The sequence below is a fragment of the Hyalangium ruber genome, from assembly GCF_034259325.1.
GTDB lineage: Bacteria > Myxococcota > Myxococcia > Myxococcales > Myxococcaceae > Hyalangium_A > Hyalangium_A rubrum.
In genome coordinates this window covers 26,753-49,449 of sequence record NZ_JAXIVS010000002.1, presented here as the reverse complement: position 1 = coordinate 49,449, position 22,697 = coordinate 26,753, and the positions used below count along the sequence as shown (strand labels likewise).

General features: G+C 67.4%; 17 protein-coding genes. 11 read left to right on the top strand and 6 right to left on the bottom strand.

The features are described from left to right. Nucleotides 1–13: 13 nt before the first annotated feature. Complete coding sequence (locus SYV04_RS05295; RefSeq protein ID WP_321544514.1) at nt 14–1,066, top strand: tyrosine-type recombinase/integrase; 1,053 nt, start codon at nt 14–16, stop codon at nt 1,064–1,066. A gap of 64 nt (nt 1,067–1,130) precedes the next feature. On the opposite strand, the gene SYV04_RS05290 is transcribed toward SYV04_RS05295, so the two are convergent. Further along, entirely contained in the window at nt 1,131–1,943 is an 813-nt protein-coding gene (locus tag SYV04_RS05290; RefSeq protein ID WP_321544513.1) for a DUF3800 domain-containing protein, read from the bottom strand. 652 nt (nt 1,944–2,595) lie between these two features. Between SYV04_RS05290 and SYV04_RS05285 the strand changes: the two genes are divergently transcribed. Next, nucleotides 2,596–3,045: a hypothetical protein gene (locus SYV04_RS05285; RefSeq protein ID WP_321544512.1), complete on the top strand. Its 450-nt coding sequence runs from the start codon at nt 2,596–2,598 to the stop codon at nt 3,043–3,045. 500 nt (nt 3,046–3,545) lie between these two features. Here SYV04_RS05285 and SYV04_RS05280 read toward each other — a convergent pair whose 3' ends face one another. The 3 genes from SYV04_RS05280 to SYV04_RS05270 all read right to left on the bottom strand — a co-directional run bounded on the left by SYV04_RS05280 (nt 3,546) and on the right by SYV04_RS05270 (nt 5,680). Then, entirely contained in the window at nt 3,546–4,238 is a 693-nt protein-coding gene (locus SYV04_RS05280; RefSeq protein WP_321544511.1) for a hypothetical protein, read from the bottom strand. A gap of 221 nt (nt 4,239–4,459) precedes the next feature. Further along, nucleotides 4,460–4,831 (bottom strand): hypothetical protein, encoded by a 372-nt coding sequence (locus SYV04_RS05275; protein ID WP_321544510.1) that lies wholly within the window; start codon nt 4,829–4,831, stop codon nt 4,460–4,462. Then, entirely contained in the window at nt 4,832–5,680 is an 849-nt protein-coding gene (locus tag SYV04_RS05270) for an HNH endonuclease signature motif containing protein (RefSeq protein WP_321544509.1), read from the bottom strand. A 1,036-nt stretch (nt 5,681–6,716) separates the two neighbouring features. Between SYV04_RS05270 and SYV04_RS05265 the strand changes: the two genes are divergently transcribed. The 8 genes from SYV04_RS05265 (at nt 6,717) to SYV04_RS05230 (ending at nt 18,126) form a co-directional block, all read left to right on the top strand. Then, a complete protein-coding gene (locus tag SYV04_RS05265) occupies nt 6,717–7,115 on the top strand; it encodes a helix-turn-helix domain-containing protein (RefSeq protein WP_321544508.1) in 399 nt (132 codons plus the stop codon). Between the two features lie 42 nt (nt 7,116–7,157). Further along, nucleotides 7,158–7,337, top strand: a complete 180-nt coding sequence (locus SYV04_RS05260; protein WP_321544507.1) for a hypothetical protein — start codon at nt 7,158–7,160, stop codon at nt 7,335–7,337. A gap of 221 nt (nt 7,338–7,558) precedes the next feature. After that, on the top strand, nt 7,559–8,797 hold the full coding sequence (locus tag SYV04_RS05255; protein WP_321544506.1) for a site-specific DNA-methyltransferase: 1,239 nt from the start codon (nt 7,559–7,561) through the stop codon (nt 8,795–8,797). A 172-nt stretch (nt 8,798–8,969) separates the two neighbouring features. Then, nucleotides 8,970–9,482: a hypothetical protein gene (locus tag SYV04_RS05250; protein WP_321544505.1), complete on the top strand. Its 513-nt coding sequence runs from the start codon at nt 8,970–8,972 to the stop codon at nt 9,480–9,482. Nucleotides 9,483–9,572: 90 nt separating this feature from the next. Further along, a complete protein-coding gene (locus SYV04_RS05245) occupies nt 9,573–13,436 on the top strand; it encodes a DEAD/DEAH box helicase (RefSeq protein ID WP_321544504.1) in 3,864 nt (1,287 codons plus the stop codon). A 126-nt stretch (nt 13,437–13,562) separates the two neighbouring features. Then, nucleotides 13,563–15,206, top strand: coding sequence for a bifunctional 3-(3-hydroxy-phenyl)propionate/3-hydroxycinnamic acid hydroxylase MhpA (gene mhpA / locus SYV04_RS05240; protein ID WP_321544503.1), 1,644 nt, complete (start codon nt 13,563–13,565; stop codon nt 15,204–15,206). Nucleotides 15,207–15,289: 83 nt separating this feature from the next. Then, a complete protein-coding gene (locus SYV04_RS05235; protein ID WP_321544502.1) occupies nt 15,290–16,675 on the top strand; it encodes a M16 family metallopeptidase in 1,386 nt (461 codons plus the stop codon). Next, the gene (locus SYV04_RS05230; RefSeq protein ID WP_321544501.1) at nt 16,672–18,126 is read left to right on the top strand and encodes a M16 family metallopeptidase; all 1,455 of its coding nucleotides are present in this window, start codon (nt 16,672–16,674) and stop codon (nt 18,124–18,126) included. Before SYV04_RS05235 ends, SYV04_RS05230 begins: the two co-directional genes overlap by 4 nt. A gap of 6 nt (nt 18,127–18,132) precedes the next feature. Here the strand turns inward: SYV04_RS05230 and SYV04_RS05225 are convergent, their stop codons facing one another. Continuing rightward, nucleotides 18,133–19,323 carry a DUF1615 family protein gene (locus tag SYV04_RS05225; RefSeq protein WP_321544500.1) on the bottom strand — a complete coding sequence of 397 codons (1,191 nt, stop codon included), beginning with the start codon at nt 19,321–19,323 and terminating at the stop codon, nt 18,133–18,135. Between the two features lie 234 nt (nt 19,324–19,557). Here SYV04_RS05225 and SYV04_RS05220 point away from each other — a divergent pair, with 234 nt between their 5' ends. Continuing rightward, nucleotides 19,558–21,798: a M4 family metallopeptidase gene (locus SYV04_RS05220; RefSeq protein ID WP_321544499.1), complete on the top strand. Its 2,241-nt coding sequence runs from the start codon at nt 19,558–19,560 to the stop codon at nt 21,796–21,798. Between the two features lie 75 nt (nt 21,799–21,873). Here SYV04_RS05220 and SYV04_RS05215 read toward each other — a convergent pair whose 3' ends face one another. Further along, nucleotides 21,874–22,566: a hypothetical protein gene (locus SYV04_RS05215; RefSeq protein ID WP_321544498.1), complete on the bottom strand. Its 693-nt coding sequence runs from the start codon at nt 22,564–22,566 to the stop codon at nt 21,874–21,876. Between the last annotated feature and the right edge of the window lie 131 nt (nt 22,567–22,697).

The window sequence follows — 22,697 nt, the reverse complement described above, 5'->3', positions numbered from 1 at the left end:
AGGTCGCGAGCTGATGGGCGAGTCCAAGGGCAAGAGCCAGGACTACGTGGAGACGTGGGAAGGCGGCTTCGTCCGCACGGATGCGAAGGGCCGGAAGGTCTACGTCATCCGGCGGATGATCAACGGGAAGAGCTACAAGGTCAGCACCCGGGCCGGGAACGCGCGGGCCGCGATGGAGCAGCTCAAGCGGTTCGAGGCCGATCCCGAGGGGTACAACCCGGCTGGGGCTCCGCATGAAGCGCCCATCTACCTCGACGCGCCCCTGGCCGAAGAGTTCCTGATCTGGAACCGGGATGTGAAGAAGAACTCCCGCGAGTGGCTGGAGAAGCAGCAGCGGTACCTCGCGTGGTGGGCGGACCAGCTCAAGGGGCTCGACCTGCGGAAGGTCAGCCTCGTGGATCACATCAAGCCAGCGCTGAAGGGCGCCGGGAACGGTCCCCACCGGATTGCGGTCCTCAAGAGCGTCTACTCCTGGCTGCGGAAGGAGAAGCACCTGCTCACCGTGAACGAGGATCCGACGTTCCAGACGCTGGTGGTGCCCCAGGCGAGGCCCGAGCAGTGGAAGCGCGTGAAGGTGATCCCCCGGGAGCACTACCTCTTGGCCCGCGAGCATCTCGCGCCCCACTGGCGCGATGGGATGGACGTGCAGGCCGGGACCGGATGGCACGTCACCGAGCTGATCCGCTTCGCCAAGGAGGGGAGCGTGGAGCCGTACCGGGGCGATGCCGAGGGAGTCTCGGGCGTGCTGGTGTGTCCTCAGACGAAGAGCGGCGAGCCGCTGCGCACCGCCGTGTCCGCCGAAGTCCTCGAGGCCGGGAAGCGGCTACTGGAGCGGGGCACCTTCGGCCGCGAGAAGTACGGTATGGCGGTCATCTCGGCCTGTAAGGCTGCGGGCATCCCGTCGTTCACCCCCGGGAGGTTCCGCCATTCGGTTGCTACCTGGGCAATCGAGAAGGGAGCCGATCCAGCTTCGGTTGCAGCCTTCCTCAACCACAAGAGCCCGAGCACAACGAGGCGCTTCTACGCGACGCACGCCGTCCCAGCGAAGATCCCCACCCTACGCTGAGGAGTCGTTCCCAAGCGGGCATCGCTCTAGGCGAGCCCTTCACGGGACTGCCTCTTTGCGTACGTCACTTTACGCCGACTACCTTCGGAATCTTGGTCTTCGGGGCCTTGGCCTTCGGGGCCTTGGCCTTCCTCTGCGTAGTCCTGCTCTGGCAAGGCAGGCACGTGCAGGTCAGGTGATCCTTCGTGAGATGTACGAGACCGTGCATCTTGCCCCCAGTAGCGTCAAATCGAGGGAGCATAGGCTCCAGGTACGTACCGTCAGCTGCCTGGTACTTCCGGTAAACGGCATGGGCTACGAAGTCGGCGAGCTGGATCAACCTCGTGGCGCGACTGTCGACGAACAGGGGCACCTCGACCAACTTGGTGAGGGGCGCAAAGCGGGTGCCACTTTCGCGCCACCGCCTTACGACAGGCTGAAGGATCGACTCGTACTTGGCCTTGTCCGCCACGACGATTCCGAATTCCTCGGGGCCCTTGGGGCGCACGAGCATCTCGTGGAACCTGAGGAGAAGCTCCTCGAAGGTCCGTTCCAGCGGGTCCGCGTGGGCAACAGCCGCGGGCGCCTTGATGACGGAGAAAAGGCCGTACCGGTGACCCGAAGGCGGTTTAAAGGTGCCCAGTAGCTGCGACAAGGACTCAAGCAGCTTTGTCCGCACCTCCTTGGGGATGCTGCGCCACTCTCCCTTTCCTGAGCGCATCGGTTGAGCGTGGAGCTCGACCTTCTGCAGATGGGGATCGAGGTGCTTCTGGACGATCCGCTCGACCTCCAGGCGCATGGCTTCGACGTCCGACTCGTGAACGGCCATTCCGCCGACCGCGAAGTGGTCAGCTGGGTTGTCGAGACTCCCGCTTTCGTCGATGTAGAGGAGGATCACGGCAAAAAAAAAGGCGGCCGGGATTATGGACCGCGAAAGAAGGCAGCCCTCCCAACCGCAAACTGCGTACGTAAGGTAATCAGATGCGTTACGGATGTCAACGCGTCGGGCGGTGCCGTCAACGTACGTACTCTCCTGCTTACCCTACAAGCTTCAGTTCCCCTCCTAACGACGATTGATCCAGAGGGAGCAGCCAAAAGGGCACTTGACTACAGGTAAGCAACTGTCCCGCCCACTTCGCCTCAAGTGTAGTGCCGGACAGCATCTTCCGTACGCGATTCACCGCTTACCTCGTTCGCATCTGCCTCACTACGGACCCTGTGGAAATTCTCCGTCTGCTGGCGGCATAAGGACTGCGGAGGGGGCTTCGTCCCCGCACCTGCGATGGTGCGGGCGAGGCGTGATCAGTCGGGCGGGAAGGGGGTGAGCGCCATGCTGAGCGCCGTGAGGAAGCTGTTGGCCTCGACACTCCTCCGAAAGATGGTGGCGGCCGTCGTCTTCGCGCTGGCCGAGCATCTTCGGGAGCGGGTGAGGCACGGGCCGTAGTGCCCGGGGACGAGTCTCGTTGCGGATGAGGCGGGGCTCCTCTCTCCATTGGAGAAGGCCGCATTGTCGAGGTGCGGCCACCACTCACCCCAGGAGGAGCTGCACGATGCACAAGGCCATCAGCTTGAGTGCGGAGATGGCGGAGATCAGGAACGCCGTCGAGGGGGCTCGCTTCCTCGCGGATGAGTTGGCGACAGGCGGCCTGGAGGATCGGAAGCGCGAGCTTCAAGCCCCGCTCACCATTTCGGCCATCCTGGTCCTGGTGGAACTGCGGCTCCATCAAGTCGAACGCGTGCTGAGTGGGGAGGAGGATCCGCTGCTGTTGTGGGCTCTGCACAACGACGTGTCCCCCATCCAGGCCGAGGATGAGGAGCACGACCTGGTGCTCCGTTCGTGGAGCGAGCCAGGAGAGGAAGAGGAGCCCTCGACGCGGAGGAAAGCTTCGCCGTTCCCCGTGCAGGGCACGACCAGGAGGGCTGACCCGCCGCCAGAGGCTTCACCCGATCAACCCGGGGAAGGTGACGATCAGCCGCCTACCACGGAGCCGAAGAGCTGAGCCATCCCCCACCGGGAACGTTCACTGGGCATGGAGGGAGGCAGGACGCGATCAGCGGATCTGGGCTCCGCGTCCTGTTTATTATCTCTCATGGCGGAACCTCGGGCGTGCAGTCCGGAGCACAAGGTCTGTTGCGGAAGTGGTCGTGGAGCTCCGCAGGTGGGCCCCGAGAGGAAGAAGTCCCCGGAGGCCGTGACCCCTCGTGCGCGAGGAGCGAGAGGGCGAACACAGGGTAAAGTCATCAGGATGGCATGTCCGTAGGTCGTCCAGGGCCGAAGATGTCTCCCCTCCAAGTGGGCCCCAAAATTTCGAGTCCACCCCCAACATCCGGGATCCATGAAGGGGGCCAGGCCCCTGAAAAAGGGACCTGCGGCGAGGAAACCCCTGTACCTCTGTGGGTGGGGGCAGCGTCCAGATCCGATAGCCCTAGCAATGGGCGAGGACCGTGAGCTGGCCCGAAAGGGCTGCCAGAACGAACCCGGGAGGATCCGTGGGGGGAGCTACTTCACCAGTCGGAGCTTCACTCGCAGCTCCTTGGCCTCGGCCTGAATCTCGGGGCTGGCGGTGACGACCCGGGCGCGTACCTGAGAGAGCAAGTCCAGTTGCCGCTGCATGGAGGTCTCCAGCAGTCGGCGATGACGCTCCAGCTTCTTGAGGTCCCCGTCTTCCAGCAGCAGCACCTCGGCAGCCAGCCGTTCACGTACAGGCTCCAAGGCGGCCTCCTCGCGGGCCAGCTTCTCGGTGAGCGATCCTCGGACCAGCTTGGCCATGTTCCCCAGGTGCTCGTAGGCGATCCGGTCCAAGCGACCGTCCTTGCGAGTGTCCCGAACCTGATCGAGCGCAGTGGCCAGGGACTGGATGATGGCCTCAGGCAGCTCTGGTACCTCGCGCAGCATGGCCAGGGTGCCCTCCACGCCGCGCAGGAATGCTTCCGTCATCTCCGGCTCTGTCCAGGGCACGCGGATCGCGTCCACGGTCTCTGCAAGGCTGGATATCGCCTCCAGGGCACGCCGCGTGTGGACTACGAGCTGGAAGTTCTCGGTCTTCTCCAGCTCCTCTTCCAGGCGAGCACACAGGCGGTTGTTCTCCAGCCTGGATAGGCGCTCCAACTTCCAGCTCTGGTCCCCGAGTTGCGCGACGATCGCGGCCTCAGGCATCGTCGTGGGCGTGAGCGTGACGAACCACGAATCCATGAGTGCCTCGTATCCGACGGCATCTTCACCGGGCAACAGCAGGTGACGGGCACTCAGCCCGTGACGCAGGGCATTCATCGCGCTGCGGCTCTTGCCCTCGGTGATTCTCGGGCCTCCCCTCTTCCTGGCTGCGTCAAGGGCTTCAGTGGCGTTATTGAGAGCGGCATGCACGGAGGGATCCATGAGGAGATTCTCCGGCTCCCCGCACTCTGTGGGAAGGATCAAGGTAACTGGGGCGGCCAGGTAGCCGCATGCACTTGGTTGAGGATCTTGAGCCATTCGTCTTCACGGTCATCAGCCCGGGCGGGCCTTGGCGGCACACCGGGGGTGCCCCAGAATCCCTTTCCCGGGGGGCCGTAATTCGAGGCTGCGCTCGGCTCATAGGTGATCACCGCTGAGAGCGCGGGCAGTCGAGCCGCGTGCGTTCTCGTATTGATCTGGAGAAGGGGTACATCCCATGACCCGTGGGGTGGGTGATAGACACGGAACCGTTTGTTGTATTCCGCCGAGAGATCCGAGTAGCTCCAGATGTCCTGCTTCGAGGCAATGTCGCGAAGGATTTCGTAGAGGTAATCGAGGTTGACTGGCGGCATTCAATCCTCCTTCTTCTTTCGGAAACCGGGTGGAGGGAGACGCTGATAGCAGCGCCAACGAGTGATGGCCAAATCCACAGAAGGCCGCATCTTCATCTTCTTCACTACGCCGAGAGGTAGATCCAACTCGGCGGCGACGGCCTCGTCAGGGCTCTCGGCCCGCTCGTGCTTCACCAGCGCACGTACCAGGGCGGCCTCGGCTGGTGTGCAGCCCCGACGCTCGGCTTTCTTGCCTAGCCCCAGTTTGATGTCGTTGCCCCTGCGCCGTGTGGTGACTCGGGGGATGGGCTGCCCACTGTCGAGGTGATCGACCTCTTCCATGAGATCGTGCAGGGCGGCTTTGAGCTTCTTCTCGGCCTCACGGAATTCTTCCTCTTCAACAGGCGGGCGAGACGACGGAGACGGTGGGCGCGACAACTTCCCTCGGCGCAGCAACCGCATCATCTCGGAGAGCGTCAGCTCGCGTACCGGCTCAGGGGCATGGGGCCGGTAGAGGCCCCCGTAGTCCTCGCGCTTTCGAGGCGAGAACTTCTGCCGCTCCTCGCGGTGGCGCTTGGCGTGGTCACTGCGGTGGATCGCCTCCAGGTTCGAGAGTTGGGCGTTGAGCTTGTTGTGATCCCGGTGGTGGATGACGTGGCCTGGAAGCAGAGGGCCATGGTTCCTGAGCCACACGTAGACATGGAGCGGGTAGACGGGACGGTGATCCTTCACGGTGAAGACCCACGGGTAGTCCTCATCGTGCTCAGGCCACAGATCGAAGTAGCAGCCCTCGGAGATGATGGCGAGGGCCATCCTCTCGTCCAGCTTGATGCCCTCGAAGACGAGGGGCTTCTTTCTCGGAGGTCTCATGCGGGGCACCTGAGCGGGTACGGGGCTCGCGTCGTGCGGGTGACGTGGAAGAAGGCCGCGAAGCGGCCGGAGTCCCGTCACTTGGATACACGCGCAGCGAGCCCCGTCTTATAGAAGGAGCTTCGCATCGCGAACCCATCGGCTCACGATGAGGATCTCTTCAGGGCGCGAAACTGGTCTGGACCCAAACCCGCTCCACCTACGGTGACCTTGTCCACTTGAACCTTGGCGGTTTTCTCAGGACCGCCCCACGCCTACGACCAGCAAGGTCCCCCTGCCGACCAGGATTCGGCAACGGCCGAAGAGTCTTGCGCATCCCCCACAAGGGGGAACCAGGGACGCACCCTCCGTGACGTGGAGGCGACGTTGTCCTTGCTCTCCTTCAACCTTCACGAGCGAGAGCTGCCCGGCCTTGTTCACGCGGAGGGTTCACCGCATCAGTGTGCTCCTGACTTCAGGTGGCCCGCGCCCATTGCCCCATCGTGGAGCGCACCAGCTCGGGTTTCATCCCACCCCCCGCCGCGTCCGCACCCATTGACCAACGGTTGGTCGCACCGGCGTTGCTCGGAGAAGGCGGAAGGAGGTGTTTCCATCAGAGCACGGCCTCAGGGTAACTCCACGTGGATCGGTGTGCCAAGGTCCGTGGTGTGGCTTGGAGGTAGACCTCGTCTGCCATCAGCGCGGGCAGGCGTGTGAGCGGCTCCTGAATCCTTCAAGTGGAGGGTCCTCACCTGTTAGAGGAGAAGGACCCTATGGACGAGAAGGACCCCAGACCGCCCCGTGCCCCAGCAATGACGGATGCCCCGAGCGCCGAGTCGAAGGCGGCAGGTGAGCGGCTCAAGCATCGTCCTACCTGGGCGCCTCCTCCTCTGCCCCCTCCGGGCTGGAAGTCCCTTTCGGTTCCGGATGTCCGGATGATTGGTACGACCAGCCCAAGGCTTGGGCGTGCCGGAAGTGCTGCCGGAACTTCGACTGGACGTACCGTCCCCCGAGGGAGGAGGAACTGGACCTGCCCTGTGTCCGATGCCGTGAGGTCATGGATGCCGACGAGCGCGCGGTGGAGGTGAACAGGCTCCTACTGGCGCGGCTCAGAGAAGGAGCGAGTTCCCTGGTCATTCCGACCCTCACCGTGGCTACGGTCCCAACTCGGCGGCAGCGCAAGGCAGGCGCCGAGTTGCTGTCGAAGAAGGCGGCTGCCCATCTCTTGGGGGTGGACAGAGCGACGACCTTGGAGAAGTTCATCGCCACCGGCCAGATCAAGACCGTCGAGATCGATGGGCGCGTGCGGATCCCCCGGGAGGAAGTCGAGCGCGTCATCAATGAGGGCCTTCCCACCGCCGGGCCGCAGCGCTCCAAAACCCGCAGGGCTTCGAAGGCGTCCACGTTCAGCCACTCGGAGTCGCCCGGGGCAGAGATCCGCAAGTTGAAGTTCTGACCAGTGCCCTCATGGCACTCAAGTTCCACGACGGAGGTCCACATGGCCGATATTCCTGCTGAACTTCGTGATGCTGCGCAGAAGTACCTTGAGACCCAAGCGAAGAAGAACCTGCTCGATCCCTCGTACAATAAGCGAGAGGAAGCAAAGGTGGACTTCGAGTCGGCGAAGGAGGAGTTGCTGCGGAGGCTCTGCAACTGGCTCCTCGTCCAGAAGCCGTAAGGAGCACCTACGGCCGTGGGCAAATTACGGGCAACCACATCGCCCCTTTTCGACCGTTCCAACCCCCTCTCCAGAGGAGGAATGGAGGGCAGCCAGGCGCTTGGGCGGACTGAAAATCCCCGTGTCGGTGGTTCGATTCCGCCCCTGGGCACAAAAGTTGAGAGAATTCAGGGCGTTGGACTCCGGTCCAGCGCCCTTTCTCTTTTGCCCGCCGAGGACACATGCCCTTCCTGGACTGGGTGAACAAGGCGCAAGCCGTGGAGGCCGCCTCGCGGGTGCCACACCACCTGCTCGAGTTCCAGTCCGCTCACGGTGAAGGGGGGGCAGAGAACCTCCTCATCCAGGGCGACAACCTCGCCGCGCTGAAGGCGCTGGTGCCGTCCCACCGGGGCCAGGTGCGGTGCATCTGCATCGACCCGCCGTACAACACGCAGTCCGGCTTCGAACTCTACGATGACAAGCTCGAGCATGCGCAGTGGCTGTCGATGATGTACCCGCGCTTGGTGCTCTTGAGGGAGTTGCTCCGCGAGGACGGGAGCCTCTGGGTGACGCTGGATGACAACGAGGCGCACTACGCCAAGGTGCTGATGGACGAGGTGTTCGGGCGGGAGAACTTCGTGACGTCCATCTGCTGGGAGAAGGTGTACACGCTCAAGAACACGGCGAAGAACTTCTCGGAGATGCACGACTTCGTCCTGGTCTACGCGCGCTCCCAGGCTTCATGGGCCGCCAACCTGCTGCCTCGCGGAGAGAAGCAGAACCGAGCCTTCAAGAACCCGGACGCTGATCCGCGGGGGCCCTGGATCGATAGCGCGGTGCATGCGCGCAATTTCTACAGCAAGGGGAGCTATTCGGTGGTGGGGCCCACGGGGAAGAGTTTCTCACCGCCGCCGGGCAGATACTGGACCGTGTCCGAGGAGAACTTCCGGGCGCTCGACGCGGAGAAGCGGATCTGGTGGGGGGCGGATGGGAAGAATGCGCCGCGCAAGAAGACCTTCCTCACCGAGGTGAAGGCGGGCGTGGTGCCGGGGACGATCTGGAGCCACGAGGAGGCGGGGCACAACGCCGAGGCGAAGGCGGAGATCAAAGCGCTCTTCGGTCGGGATGAGGAGATCTTCATCACGCCGAAGCCTGAACGGTTGATCGAGCGAATCCTCCACATCGCCACCGAGCCGGGAGATCTGGTCCTCGACTCCTTTCTCGGCTCGGGGACGACAGCCGCGGTGGCGCACAAGATGGGCCGCCGTTGGATTGGCGTCGAACTGGGCGAGCACGCGCGGACGCACTGTCTCCCGCGTCTGGAGAAAGTGGTGGCCGGTGAGCAGGGCGGTATCTCGGAGTCAGTAGGCTGGAAGGGGGGAGGGGGCTTCCGCTTCTACACGCTGGGTGAGCGCGTGACCGCCCCGGACAGGAGTTCGGCGTCCGACGTGAGCAGCGCCAGGGGTTCGAAGCCCAGGTAGCGCGCCCTCGCTGGAAGCCCCTCCGATGCATGTGTCCAGGGCCCCCGCCTGCCTGGTCTGCATACAAGTGCTAGCCGAGGGCGACCCGAGGTATTAGGTTGGATGGCAGAGACCCGACCTATTGGGGCAGGTCATGGACCCGAACGTCATCGCAGCGCTGGAGAAAGCAGGCATGGATCCCAGGCATCCGGAACTGCTCCGAGTGCCCACCGTGCTCGGAGAGCAACGCAAGGTGGTGCCGCTGGAAGGCGAGCTTCCCGTGCCGGTGCGGGACGAGGAGGAGCAGGTGGTGTGGGTCCCGCTCCAGTCCATCTCCCAGCTCTGGAAGGGCTCGGCGCTCCCGCCGGACCTCTCGGTGGCACCGCCGCCGGAGTACGAGCCCTTCTTCCTCCTATTGGAGGCCACCGCCGCCGAGTACTGCGATGCGACGGGCCGCCCCGAGCGTGACAAGGAGTTCGAGCGGCTCTATCGGCTCCTGACCCGGCGGCCCGACAGCGTCGATCCCAACCCGCTCTTCTCCTACCTCCAGGCCGCCGCGCGGCTCTACCTCTCCTTGCGCGAGGTGAGCCGCGCGGAGTTCGAGGCCGTGGCCGACCGGTTGCGCCACTCGGCGAAGACCTTTGCCTCCCGCCTCGACAGCACGAACTACCACCGTCTCGTGCTCGGGGAGTTCTTCCACCCATGAGCTGCCGTGCTGCGAGGGGTGTCCCGAATCATGACGTCCCGACAGATCCGATCTTCTTCCCAGGGGGCCTCCGTGGAGGCCCTGGTCCCATTGCGACGATGGCTCACCCGCGAGGCGCTGCGAGAAGCAGCCGGGCCTCAGATGTTCAAGGTGGGGCAGGCGTGCCTGGAGCAACACCGCGTCACCTCCTTCGATGCGTTGCCCGATACGCTGCAGGGCCAGGTGCTCAACCGCCATGGCCGTCCCTACACCGTCGTCATCTCGGCCGACGCGGAGGGCTTCTCCTGCGATTGCCAGTGTCCGACCTTCCACGAGCGCGGCATCTGCAAGCACGCCGTCGCGCTCGGGCTCGCGTTCCTCGAAAGCGGCGGGGCTGTCTCGGACCGCTCCATTCCCCCACCGCCCACCGAGCGGCCCCGGACGCCGCAGGCGCTCCAGGCGTGGTTGGAGGCGCACCACCTGACCCATGCTCGGCGCATGCCCCTGTCCGTGGTCGGACCGTTCCTGTCCGAGGGAGTCCCCGGGCTCATGGGGCTCTACGCGCTGGCGCACCTGCCCGTCACGGCGCCGCTGGATGGAACGTTGAACCTGCGCCGCCAGGCCCGCGGTGCCGCGACGCAGACCCAGTTGGAGGAGGCCGCGTGGGCGTGGCTGGGCGCGGAGGCCGAACGGGTGCGCCGGGGACTCGAGCTCGAGCAGGAGCGGGTCTCCGCGCCTCGCTCACCTCCCGCGGACGCGCGCCTGGGGCTTTGGAAGGAAGCCCTGGAGCGTGCCCGCCTCCGCGTGCGGGAGCATGCCGTGCCGCGGCTCCTGCCCGGCAGACCGGTCATCACCCTCCACGAGCGGCCGGTGCGCCTCTTCGTCGAAGAGCCCGGCAGCTCAGACGCCTTCGCTGCGGGGGATGGCTGGGGCGGCTCGCTGAAGGTGCGCGTGGTGGTGGACGCGTTCGCGCTGCTCGATGAGCAGGAGGGGCTCTCCTGCTGGTGTACCCCGAAAGGGCCCGCGCGCTGTGTGCATGCCCTGGCCGCGCTCGATGCGCTGCTCGACATGCTGGCGGACCCGCGGGAGGCACCTCGCAACGCACGGCTCGCCGAGCTGCTCTTCGTGGTCCCCAGCCGGGAGATCCTCGCTGCCTTTGACAAGGCCGCCACGCAGGCCCATGCGCAGGAGCGGCCCGCGAGCGCCTGTCGCCTCACTTTTCGACTGGAGGGGCTCGAGGGCCGACAGCCCCGGTTGCGCCCCTACCTCCACCGGGTGCTGAAGCGGGGAGGGCTCTCCAGCAAGGGAAGCCCGGTGAGCTGGAGGGACCGCGAGGAGGCCCGCGCCGCGCTCTCGGAGCCCCGCGAGTTGGAAGCCCTCGAGCTGTGTGAACTCATCTCCCGACTGCCCCTCTCCAGCGATGGGTATGCGCTGTTGCTACGAGCATTGCGCCTGCTCATGCACAGCCCGCGGCTCTTCGGGGCGTCTCGGCCGGATGTCCCGCTGCAAGTGCGCGAGGCTCCGCTGGGCTTCGCGTTCGGCGAGAGCGAGCAGGGGCTCACGGTCCACCCGGCCATCGAGGGCGTGCCCTTCCGGCCCGGGGAGCTGCTGCCTCCGTCGGGAGGGAGCGAGGCGCCCCTTCCCTGGCTCCTGTTCGAGCCGGAGCTGCCGCGCCTGACCTTGGTCTCCATTCTTCCCGGGGCGCGCCCCGTGCTCACCACGCTGCAGGAGTACGGGAGCCGGTTGCCGGGCAACGTGCGCCCGGCACTGCTGGGCACGCTGGCGAGCCTGGAGACCGCCTACCCCGTGTCCCTTCCCGAGTCGCTGGAGGCGCGCGCCCTGCCCGCCGAGCCGGGCTTGCTGCTGCGCCTTCGGGCAGTAGGGGAGGAGGGGCTGGAAGGGACGCTCCTCGTCCGTCCCCTGCCAGAGGCTCCGCCGCTGCCCGTGGGCGAGGGAAGCGCGGAGGTACGGGGAACGCGCGCCGGCGAGCGGGTGGTGGTGCGGCGTGACGTGGAGGCCGAGCGCGCCGAGGCCCAGACGTTGCGGGAGCGCCTCGGCGTGCCGGCGAGCGACTCGCTGTCGCACTTCACGCTGGAGGCCGCGGAGGCGGCGCTGGACATGTTGGAGCGCCTGGAGCCGCTGCGAGGGCCGCTCCTGCGAGTGGAGTGGGAGGAGCAGCCCTGGAAGGTCTCCAGCGCCGTGGATGCGCGCGGACTACGGGTGGAGGTGCGACGCCAGCGGGACTGGTTTGGCGTGGAAGGCGGCGTGGAGGTGGACGGGGAGAAGGTGGACCTGGCGGTGGTGTTGGAGGCCCTGCGCCGCCGTCGCCGCTACGTGCCGTTGGGGCATGGCCGTTGGCTGCGGCTCACCGAGGCGCTGCGCGAGCGGCTCACGCCCCTGGCGGACCTGGCGCACCCGACGCGAGAAGGGCTGGAGGTGTGTACCGCGGCGGCGCCCGTGTTGGACGCGTTGAGCGAGGCGGGCGTGGAGGTGCATGCCCCACCCGACTGGCGCCGGCTCGCCACGCGGATCCGCAAAGCCCAGGCGCGCGAGTTTCCCCTACCCGAGGGGCTGAAGGCGGAGCTGCGCGACTACCAGCGCGAGGGCTTCCAGTGGATGGCGCGGCTCGCCGAATGGGGAGGAGGCGGGTGCCTGGCTGATGACATGGGGCTGGGCAAGACGCTGCAGACGCTGGCCCTGTTGCTGCAGCGCGCGAAGAAGGGCCCGGCGCTGGTGGTGGCTCCCACCTCCGTGTGCTCCAACTGGGCGCGCGAGGCGGCGCGCTTCGCCCCCGAGCTGCGGGTGAAGTCCTATCGCGAGGCCGATCGGGAGCAGCTGCTCGCCCGGCTGAAGGCGGGGGACGTGCTGCTCGTCAGCTACGGGCTGCTGGTGCGCGACATCGAGCGCTTCTCCGCCGTTAGCTTCGCCACCCTCGTGGTGGACGAGGCCCAGGCCGCGAAGAACCCGGACACGGTGCGGGCGCGCGCGCTGCGCGAGGTTCAGGCCGAGGCGCGGGTGGCCCTCACTGGCACGCCGGTGGAGAACCGTCTCTCGGAGCTGTGGAGCCTCTTCCGCATCGTCTTCCCGGGGCTGCTCGGCAGTCGCGAGGCTTTCCGCACACGCTTCGCCACGCCCATCGAGCGCCAGAAGGACCCCGCCGCCCGCGCCGCGCTCTCGCGGGTGCTTCGCCCCTTCCTCCTGCGGCGCACCAAGGCCGAGGTGGCGCGAGAGCTGCCCCCGCGCATCGAGACGATCGTCCCCATCACCCTCTCGGAAGGCGAGCGCCGGTTGTACGAGAGCGTGCGGCTCGCAGTGCTGGCGCGCGTGGGTGCGGGGGTGAGCGAGGGCCAGCGCTTCGAGCTGTTGGCGGCCCTCACCCGGCTGCGGCAGCTGGCCTGCCACCCCCAGCTGGGAGCTCCGGACTCGGGGCTGCCCTCCTCGAAGCTGGAGCGCCTGCTGGAGCTGGTGGAGGAGTTGCGCGCCGAGGGGAGCCGGGCGCTCATCTTCAGTCAGTTCGTCCAACTGCTGGGTCTGGCGCGCCAGGCGCTGGAGGCGCGGGGCGTGACGCTGCAGTACCTCGACGGGAAGACGCCTCCCGATGAGCGCCAGGCGCGGGTGGAGGCGTTCCAGCGTGGCGAGGGAGAGGTATTCCTCATCTCGCTCAAGGCGGGCGGCACGGGCCTGAACCTCACCGCGGCCGACCACGTCATCCACCTGGACCCGTGGTGGAACCCGGCCGTGGAGGACCAGGCCACGGATCGGGCGCACCGCATCGGTCAGACGCGGCCCGTCACGGTGTCGCGGCTGGTGGCCGAGGGCACCGTGGAGGAGGCCATCATCGCGCTGCACGCCGAGAAGCGAGAGCTGGCCGCGAGCCTGCTGTCGGAGGCCCAGGGGGCCGCCGCGCTCAGCCCCGAGCAGCTCCTGGACCTGCTGCGCTTCACCGCCGAGGCCCCGGCTTCCCAGGAGGAGTAGCCGCGCCTGCCTGGAAGCCCTCCAGAAGAGACCTTCACCCACCGCACACCAGCCCTGGATCCCTATCGCCTTCCGATACACTCTTCAGGTAGTCCATATGACGGGCTCTTCTCCGGGAAAGCCGAGATGTCCTCTGAAGCCGTCGATGTCATCGTGGTGGGTTGCGGCCCGGTGGGCGCGATGGCGGCCAACTACCTGGGGCTGCAAGGAGTTCGCACCCTGGTCATCGAACAGGACATCTCCCTGTTCAGCCAGCCGCGAGCGTTCTCGTGTGATGACGAAGCGCAGCGCAACTTCCAGGCCGCGGGCCTCGTCGGGGAGTACGCGGTGGAGCTGTGGCCCTGCCAGGCCATGGACTATGTGGACGGCTCCAAGCGGGTGCTTGGCTCGGTGCCCATCGGGGAGCTCGACTTCGGAGTAGGCCACCCGCCGCTGGCCTTCTTCAGCCAGCCCCAGTTGGAGACGGTGCTGCGCCAGGGGTTGCGGCGCTTCCCGCACGTAGAGCTGAGAATGGGCCACGAGCTGGTGGCCTTCACCCAGGGGCCGGACTTCGTCACCGTCCAGCTCAAGGACCGGCGCACGGGGAGGGTGCGCGAGGTGCGCTCCCGCTACCTGCTGGGCTGCGACGGCTCGCACAGCACCGTGCGGCGACAGATGCAGGTGGAGATGAAGGGCACCTCCTACGGCGAGCCGTGGATCGCCATCTCCGGCACGACGCCGACCTCCGAGCCGAACTTCACCTACTACGTCTGTGACCCGGTGAGGCCTGGCTTCGTCACCCGAGGGGTGAACAACGAGGTGCGCATGGACTTCCTGGTCAAGGAGACCGAGCGCGCCGAGACGGTGGAGCAGATGGAGGTCGTCCAGCAGCTCATCGCCCACTACATCGATCCGCGGCAACTGACGCTCCAGCGCGCCTCCGTCTTCACCTTTCAAAGCAAGGTGGCCGAGCGCTGGCGCGACCGGCGCGTGTTCCTGCTCGGGGATGCAGCCCACCTGATGCCGCCCTTCATGGGCCAGGGGCTGTGCTCCGGCATCCGGGATGCGATCAACCTCAGCTGGAAGCTGGCCCTGGCCCTGCGGGGCGTGGCGGGAGACGCGCTGCTGGACACCTACGAGCGCGAGCGCCGCCCCCACGCGGAGAACATGATCAAGGCGACCGTGTTGATGGGGCGGGTGTTCTTGTCCCGCAACCGGTTCCTGGCCGCGCTGCGCAACGGGCTGCTCCAGCTGCTGTTCCGCATCCCGCGCACCCGGCGGATGCTGCGCAGCTACGAGTTCAAGCCCAAGATGGTGCTGGACCAGGGCTTCGTGGCCGGCGGCCGGCGGCGCAAGGACTCCTCCGCCGAGGGCTCATACCTCCCTCAGCCGTGGGTGGGGCTGGCGGGAGGAAGCCGGGTGCGACTGGACGAGGTGCTCGGCAGTCGCTTCGCGGTGCTGGTGCGGGACGAGGTGGCCGAGCCGGTGCGGCAGTCGGCCGAGGCGCTGGCCCAGGAGCTCGAGGGGGTGTGCCTGCGCGTGCTCCCCTCCGAGCGGGCTCGCGAGGCGCGGCAGGGGGACGTGGTGGACGTGGAGGGCAAGCTCGGGGAGTGGTTCTCCCGGCACCAGGCCGATGCCGTGGTGGTGCGGCCCGACCGCTACATCTATGGCGCTGCGCGGGGGCCGGGCCTCGAGGTGCTCCGGGAGGAGCTGCGCGGCTTCATCCAGCGGCCCGAGTCCCGGCGGTCGGACACGACACCCTCCCAGGTTCTGCTCTCCTCCGGGACATGAGTCCGGGACAGCCGGCCCGTTCCCATGGAATATGCGGGCGCCGAGCGGGTTGAGCGCGCTCGCGAACGAAGGAGGAGGGGCGGATGCGTGGTCGGTATTGGCGCCTGGTGGCCTTGGGGCTCGTGGTGGGTTCGGTCGCTGGAGCGCAGGGCCGGACAGGCTCGGGGGACGCGTCTCGGCTCAGCGCGGGCATCGAGGCGCGCACGCTGAAGAACGGCCTGAAGATCATCGTCTGGCCGGACCACGACATCCCCAACGTGGCCCTCTTCAACTGGTTCCGGGTGGGTAGTCGCAATGAGCGCCCGGGCATCACCGGCCTGTCGCACTTCTTCGAGCACATGATGTTCAACGGCGCGAAGAAGTACGGCCCGGGGCAGTTCGATGCCGTCATGGAGGCCGCCGGAGGCAGCAACAACGCCTACACCTCCGAGGACGTCACCGTGTACATGGACTGGTTTCCGCGCTCGGCGCTGGAGACCATCTTCGACCTGGAGGCGGACCGGCTGGCGAACCTCGCCTTCGACCCGAAGGTCATCGAGAGCGAGCGCGGCGTGGTGTACTCGGAGCGCCGCTCGGCGGTGGACAACGACAACTCGGGGGCGTTGATGGAGCAGATGCAGGCCACCGCCTTCGTGGCGCACCCGTACCAGTTTCCCGTCATCGGCTGGCCCTCGGACATCGAGTCCTGGCGGATGGAGGACCTGCAGCGCTTCTTCAAGACGTACTACGCGCCCAACAACGCCACGCTGGTGGTGGTGGGCGCGGTGACGCCCGCGGAGATATTCGCGCTGGCGGAGAAGCACCTGGGACCCATCCCTTCGCAGCCCGCGCCCGAGCCGGTGCGAACCCAGGAGCCCGAGCAGCAGGGAGAGCGGCGCATCGTGGTGCGGCGGCTGGCCCAGTCTCCGCTGCTGCAGATGGCCTGGCAGGGCATGAACGCGAAGGATCCGGACATGCCGGCGTTGGAGCTGCTGCTGCGTGTGCTGGCGGAGGGAGAGTCCTCGCGGCTCCACCGGCGGTTGGTGGAGGAGGAGCAGGTCGCCATCGGGGTGAACAGCCACTTTGGCCAGGGCTTCGATCCGTCCCTGGTCTGGCTGCTCGCGGACCTTCCGCCGGGAGGAGAGCTGGCCAAGGTGGAGAAGCTCTTCGAGGAGGAGCTGGCCAAGGTGCGCGCCCAGGGCGTCACCGACGCGGAGCTGCGCAAGGCGAAGAACATCACCGTGGCCGAGTTTTGGCGGGGCCTGGAGACCAACAGTCAGCGGGCCCAGCTCCTGGGCAGCTACGAGGTGTTCCAGGGAGACTGGCGCAAGCTCTTCGATGCCCCCGCTCGGTATGAGCATGTGACGCGGGAGCAGGTGCGAAAGGTCGCCACGCGCATCTTCAACGCGAACCGGCGCACGGTGGGGATGTTGATTCCCACGGACGAAGAGCAGGCCCCGGAGGGGCAGCGGAAGGAGGCGGGGCAATGAGCGCGGGGAGGCGACAGGGGGTGTTGGCGCTGCTGCTGGTGGCGAGCGTGGCGGGGGCACAGGCCCCCAAGCCCGCGGAGCCGGCGAAGGGCGCGGCCTCGCGGGGAGTGCATCTGCCGAAGGCGAAGGTGCTCGAGCTGAAGAACGGGGTGCGGCTCATCCTGGTGGAGAAGCGCGAGGTGCCACTCATCTCCTTCAGCGCCTGGGTGCGCGGCGGGGGCGGGGGAGATCCCCAGGGCAAGGAGGGCCTGTCCGCGCTGACCGGGGAGCTGTTGATGAAGGGCGCCGGCGTGCGCAATGCCCAGCAGTTCGCCGAGGCAGTGGACAGCGTGGGCGGCCTGCTCAGCATCACCCCCACGCGCGAGGCGCTGCTGGTGGACGGGCAGTTCATGGCCCGGGACACCGCGCTGATGGTGGAGCTCCTGTCGGACATGCTGATGCGGCCACGCTTCGAGCGTGACGAGTTCACCAAGCTGCGCGACCGGATGGTGGCCGTGATTGCCGCCGCGAAGGATGGAGATCCGCGCAGCTTGATTGGCACGTACTTCCACGCCTTCCACTTCGCGGGCCACCCGTACGGGCGGCCGGTGAGCGGCAGCGAGGCCTCCCTGCCCACCCTCACGCGGGAGGACGTGCAGGCGTACGCGAAGGCGCAGCTGGGTGGGGATCGGCTCATCCTCGCGGTGGTGGGAGACTTCGACACGAAGCAGCTCGCCAGTCGGCTGGAGGCGGCGCTGGGCGGCTGGGCCAAGGCGGGAGCTCCCGCGCCCGTGGCGCCTCCCACGCCTCGGGCGAAGGGCCGGCGGGTGCTGCTGGTGGACAAGCCGGACGCCACCCAGACGTACTTCTGGATCGGCAACACGGGCATCGCGCGCAATGACCCGAGCCGCGTGGACGTGGCGCTGGCCAACACGGTGCTGGGCGGGCGCTTCACCTCGCTGCTCAACACGGAGCTGCGGATCAAATCCGGCCTGAGCTACGGCGCCAACTCGGTGGTGATGAGGGACACGCAGCCGGGCGCGGTGGTGTTCTCCTCGTATACGAAGACGGAGTCCACCGGGAAGGCCATCGACCTGACGCTGGAGGTGCTCACCCGCTACCGTGACGAGGGCATGGATGAGCAGATGCTGGCCTCGGCCAAGGCCTACGTCCTGGGCCAGTTCCCGCCCACGCTGGAGACGAGCGGACAGCTCGCCTCGAAGCTGGCGGAGCTGGCCTTCTACGGGCTGGATGCCAGCGACGTGGACGGCTTCGCCGACGCGGTGACGGGCGCCACCCGTGAGCGCGTGCGAGGCGTCATCCAGCGCACGCTGCCGGCGCCCGAGGACCTGACCTTCGTCCTCATCGGCAAGGCCTCCGCCATCCGCGAGGCCGCGCGCCGCTACGGTCCCGTGACGGAGATGAAGCTCTCCGACAAGAGCTTCGCTCCGGCCCCGGCGGCGAAGCGCTGACCTGGGCTACTTCGCCGGCGCGCGGTGCTGACCCAGGCACCGCTGGAAGCGCCGGTCCACGGAGCGCGCGAACCACGCGGTGGTGCGGTCCTGGCTCATCTTCGGGCTGCGGATGGCCACCTCCGGCAGCCGTGAGTACTCGGGAGTCTTGCCCGTGGAGCGCTCATAGGCCTGCTTGATGGCGCGCCACGTCTCCGTCTCCTCGAAGTCGCCCTGCTTCTCCTTGCGCGCGTCGCGGCGCACCTGGCGCTCGCTCACCTTCGGGGCGTGGCGGGTGCGGAAGGCCAGCAGCGCCTTCAAGGTGCGGCTGTCCTCGTCCCGGGGCTCTCCCTCATCATTATAAAGGAGCAGGTCCCCATCCAGCGCCAGGGGCAGGCCGGTGAGGTGGCTCACCTGCGCCTGCAGCGCCGCGTTGCGCGAGGCATAGAAGCCCGCGTTGTAGTCCGCGAAGCGATGGAGGGGCTGTGCGTAGTGGGCCGTGTAGCCCAGCAGTCGCGACGTGCCGTGGCGCACTCCGCCCGCGCGCGTGTACAGCTCCTCGCGCACCTCCGCCTCGGGGCGGTCCTCGTCCGACTGCTCCACCGCATAGCGCACGCTCACCTGCATGGAGCCCGCGGTGGTGATGGGGTTGAGGTCCGCGAGCCCCTTCGAGCGGGCCAGCTCGCTGGCGAGATCCGCCGCCGTGTACACCGCGGGGTACTGCTCCTCGTAGGCCTTCAAAATCTCCCGGAAGAGCCGATCCAGGTCCCGCTCCGTGCGCACCGCCTTGAGGCGGGCCCCGAAGGAGCGCGACTCGCCCGGAGCGCGGTGCTCCAGCAGCGCCTGCAGTGCTTTGCGGCCCACCACGCCCAGCTTCTCGGCATAGGTGTCCAGGCGCTTGCGCACGATGCGCGGCAAGTCCTTCACCACCGGGTTGGCCTGGAAGCCGGACTCCTGCTCGATGACGGCGAGCACCTGGCACACCGGCTCCACGGACGGGTACACGCGCTGCTCCTCCAGCGCCGCCAGCACGTCCTTCGCCCAGCCCTGCCGGTCCTCCACATGGGAGGGAATGAGCCGCGCCACCTCCGCCGGGGTGAGGCGAGGCGGCGGAGGAGTCTGGGTATCCGGGCCTCGGACCCCGCGCGAACACGTCGTCAGCGCCAGCAGGGCCCCGGCCAGGAACAACCCACGCTTCAGTTTGGATGGAAACGTCATGTGAGACACCGGACAGGGGTGGACGGTTCCGCGCGGCCAGATCGTCCCGTCCCCTAACAGCCCGTCAGCGTTCGGGAATTCCGGAGAACACAACCCGTCTTATCAGCGATAACCGATAAATACGTCTTTTATCCAATTCTTGGTCAAAGTGAGATAAATCACTTAATACAAAAATCAGTTGCTCTCATGAATACACCCGTGTCACGTATCTCCCGTCAATCCCCCGGGGGGTGCATGTTGAGCAACAAGATCCTGAAGACGTTCTGCGCGGCGTGGCTCGGTCTGACCTTCGCTGCGTGTGGCACCACGGACCCAACTGGCGCCGAGGACACCCTGGCCGTCACCGGGGAGAAGAACGGTGCGGACATCCAGACGGCGCTGAGCGCGCTGAGCAGCGCCAGCGTGCTGGCCACGCAGGCGGATCAGGTCACTCCGGCCTTCATCAAGGGCAACCTGGGCCGCGTGTCGGCGGGGCGGGTGGCGGCGGACGCGGACGCGGCGCTGCGCGACATCGCCCCGGTGTTCCGCCTGCGCGCCGAGGACCTGGTCTTCAAGCGGGCCTCCAAGGATGAGCGGGGCCACACGTACCTGCGCTATGGCCAGACGCGCAACGGCCTGCAGGTGATCGGCTCCGAGCTGCTCCTCATGGTGAACCCCGAGGGCGTCGTCTACGCGGCCAACAGCTCCGCGTATGACGTGGCGCTGGGCGCGCAGGTGGCCTCACAGGCCTCCATCGCCCTCGAGACGGCCGAGGTGGCCGCCAAGGGCGCGGACACACAGGTTCGATCCGAGCGCACCGGCCGCCGGGTCTACGTGCGCGGCTCCAACGGTGGGCTCGTGTTGGCGCACGAGGTGCGCGTGACGGGGATGCGTGACGGCCAGGACGTCGAGGACCTGGTCTACGTGAACGCCACCAACGGCTCGATCGCCCTGCGCGCTCCGAAGATCAAGCATGTCATCAACCGCGCGGTGTACAGCGCCAACAACGGCTCCAGCCTGCCGGGCGCGCTCAAGCGCTCCGAGGGCGGCGCGGCCACCGGTGACACCCACGTGGACGACAACTACGGCCACCTGGGCACCACCTACCAGTGCTACTTCCAGAACTTCGGCCGTGACTCGTACAACAACGCGGGCGCGCAGCTGAAGAGCACGGTCCACTACAGCACCAGCTACACCAACGCCTACTGGAACGGCAGCCAGATGGTGTACGGCGACAGCGACGGGGTGGACTCGGCTCCGCTCGGCAAGTCGCTGGACGTGACGGTGCATGAGCTGACCCACGCGGTGACGGAGTACGAGTCCAACCTCATCTACTCCTACGAGTCGGGCGCGCTCAACGAGGGCATGAGCGACATCTTCGCCGCCTACTGCGAGTCATGGACGCTGAACTGGGCGACCCCGGCCTCGGTGTGGATGATCGGCGATGACGTGTGGACGCCGGGCACCGAGGGCGACGCCCTGCGCTACATGGGCAACCCCACGCAGGACGGCTCCTCGAAGGACTACTACCCCGAGCGCTACATGGGCTCCTCGGACAACGGCGGCGTGCATTGGAACTCGGGCATCGCCAACCTGGCCTTCAAGCTGCTGTCCACGGGCGGCACGCACCCGCGCGGCAAGACGAACGTCAACGTGACGGGCATCACCATCCAGAAGGCGGGGAAGATCTTCTACGAGGCCAACGCCAACTGCATGACCACGAGCAGCAACTTCGCCGCGGCCAGGACGTGTACGGAGCAGAAGGCCGAGCAGCACTACGGCGCCGCGGAGAAGGCCTCCACGGCGGCGGCCTGGGAGGCCGTGGGCGTGGGTGGCGGCACGACGCCTCCGCCTTCCTGCTCCACGGACATCGTCCTCTCCAACGGCGTGGCGGTGACGGGTGTGCAGGGGAACGCCGGCGAGTGGTCCTGCACCTACACGCTGACGGTCCCCGCGGGCCAGAGCAGCCTGGTGTTCGCGCTGAGCGGTGGCACGGGTGATGGCGATATGTTCGTGAGGTATGGCTCGGCGCCGACCGCCACCAGCTACGACTGCCGTCCGTACGACTCGGGCAACAACGAGACCTGCACGCACAGCAACCCGGCCGCGGGCACCTGGTACGTGAAGGTGAATGCCTACTCGACCTTCTCGGGCGCCAGCCTGAAGGGTACCTACACCGGCAGCACCGGCAATCAGCTGACCAACGGCGTGGCCACGGCCGCTTACAACGGCGCCGCTTCCGCGATGACCTGCTGGACGCTCCAGGTCCCGGCCGGAAAGAGCTCCGTGGTCTTCAACCAGGCCGGTGGCACGGGTGATGCGGACCTCTATGTCCGGTACAACGCCCCCCCGACGACCACCAGCTACAACTGCCGGCCGTACCTCGATGGCAACAACGAGACGTGTACCCTCAGCGCCCCGTTCGCGGGGACCTGGTACGCCTGCACGCGCGGTTACTCCGCATACACGGGCGTGACGATGAAGGGCACGTACTAGCCCTTCGCTCGATACGCTGAGTGGAAGTGAGACGCCCGGGGGCCTTGTTCTCCCGGGCGTCGCCTTTTGTGGGCGTTAGCGGCGGACCTCGATGTCGCGCGCGTAGCTGTCTTCGCCGACGAGATCAAAGGAGGCGCGCACCGGGGTGCCCTCCTCGAGCTGCCGCAGCGGCAGTGCCTGTCCCTGGCGCAGGCTCCGGCTCTTCTTGTCGATGCGCAGCTGGTACACGTTGCCCTCGCCGTCCCGCACGTGGACCGTGCCCTTGTCCACGCGGCTCACCCGGCCATCCACCGTGCCGGTGGCGATGACCACCTTCTCCAGGGGCACCGAGTCGTTCTGCTGCGCCGCGCGGGCCGCCTTCGCCGCGCCCTCGTGCCAGGCCTCGTCCTCGCGCGCCTGCACCGCCTCGAAGCCGATCATCACCCGGCCCTCGGGCGCTTGCTCAGGCGCTCCCATCTCGGTCACCACCATGGGAGCGTTCGGTGCTCCGGGGGCCGTGCCCGGGCTCGTAGTGCTGCCCGTGCCGCGCGGGGCGGCCGCCGGCGTCTGGGCCATCGGCTGCGCGGGAGTCATCTGCGGCTGTGCCGGGGTACCCGCCGGAGGCGCCGCGGTCGTCCGCTCGGGTGCGGTGCCCACGTTCGGTCGTGCCGGTGCCGGTGCCCGCGCGGCGACGGGCGCGGCCGGTTGCTCCTGTTGCTCGCGCTCCTTGCAGCCCGACAGCAGCGCGCACACCCCCACCATTCCCATCCACGCCCAACGACGCCCCATCTGCAGCCTCCCCATGTGGGAAAATTGGTTCCTGCCCGCTGCTCTGTGCAATCCGCGCGCCCGGGCAGGTAGGGGGAAGAGGGAGGGGAACTCCTTCCAGAAGCGGACACGGAGCGGCTTTGGGGACGAGT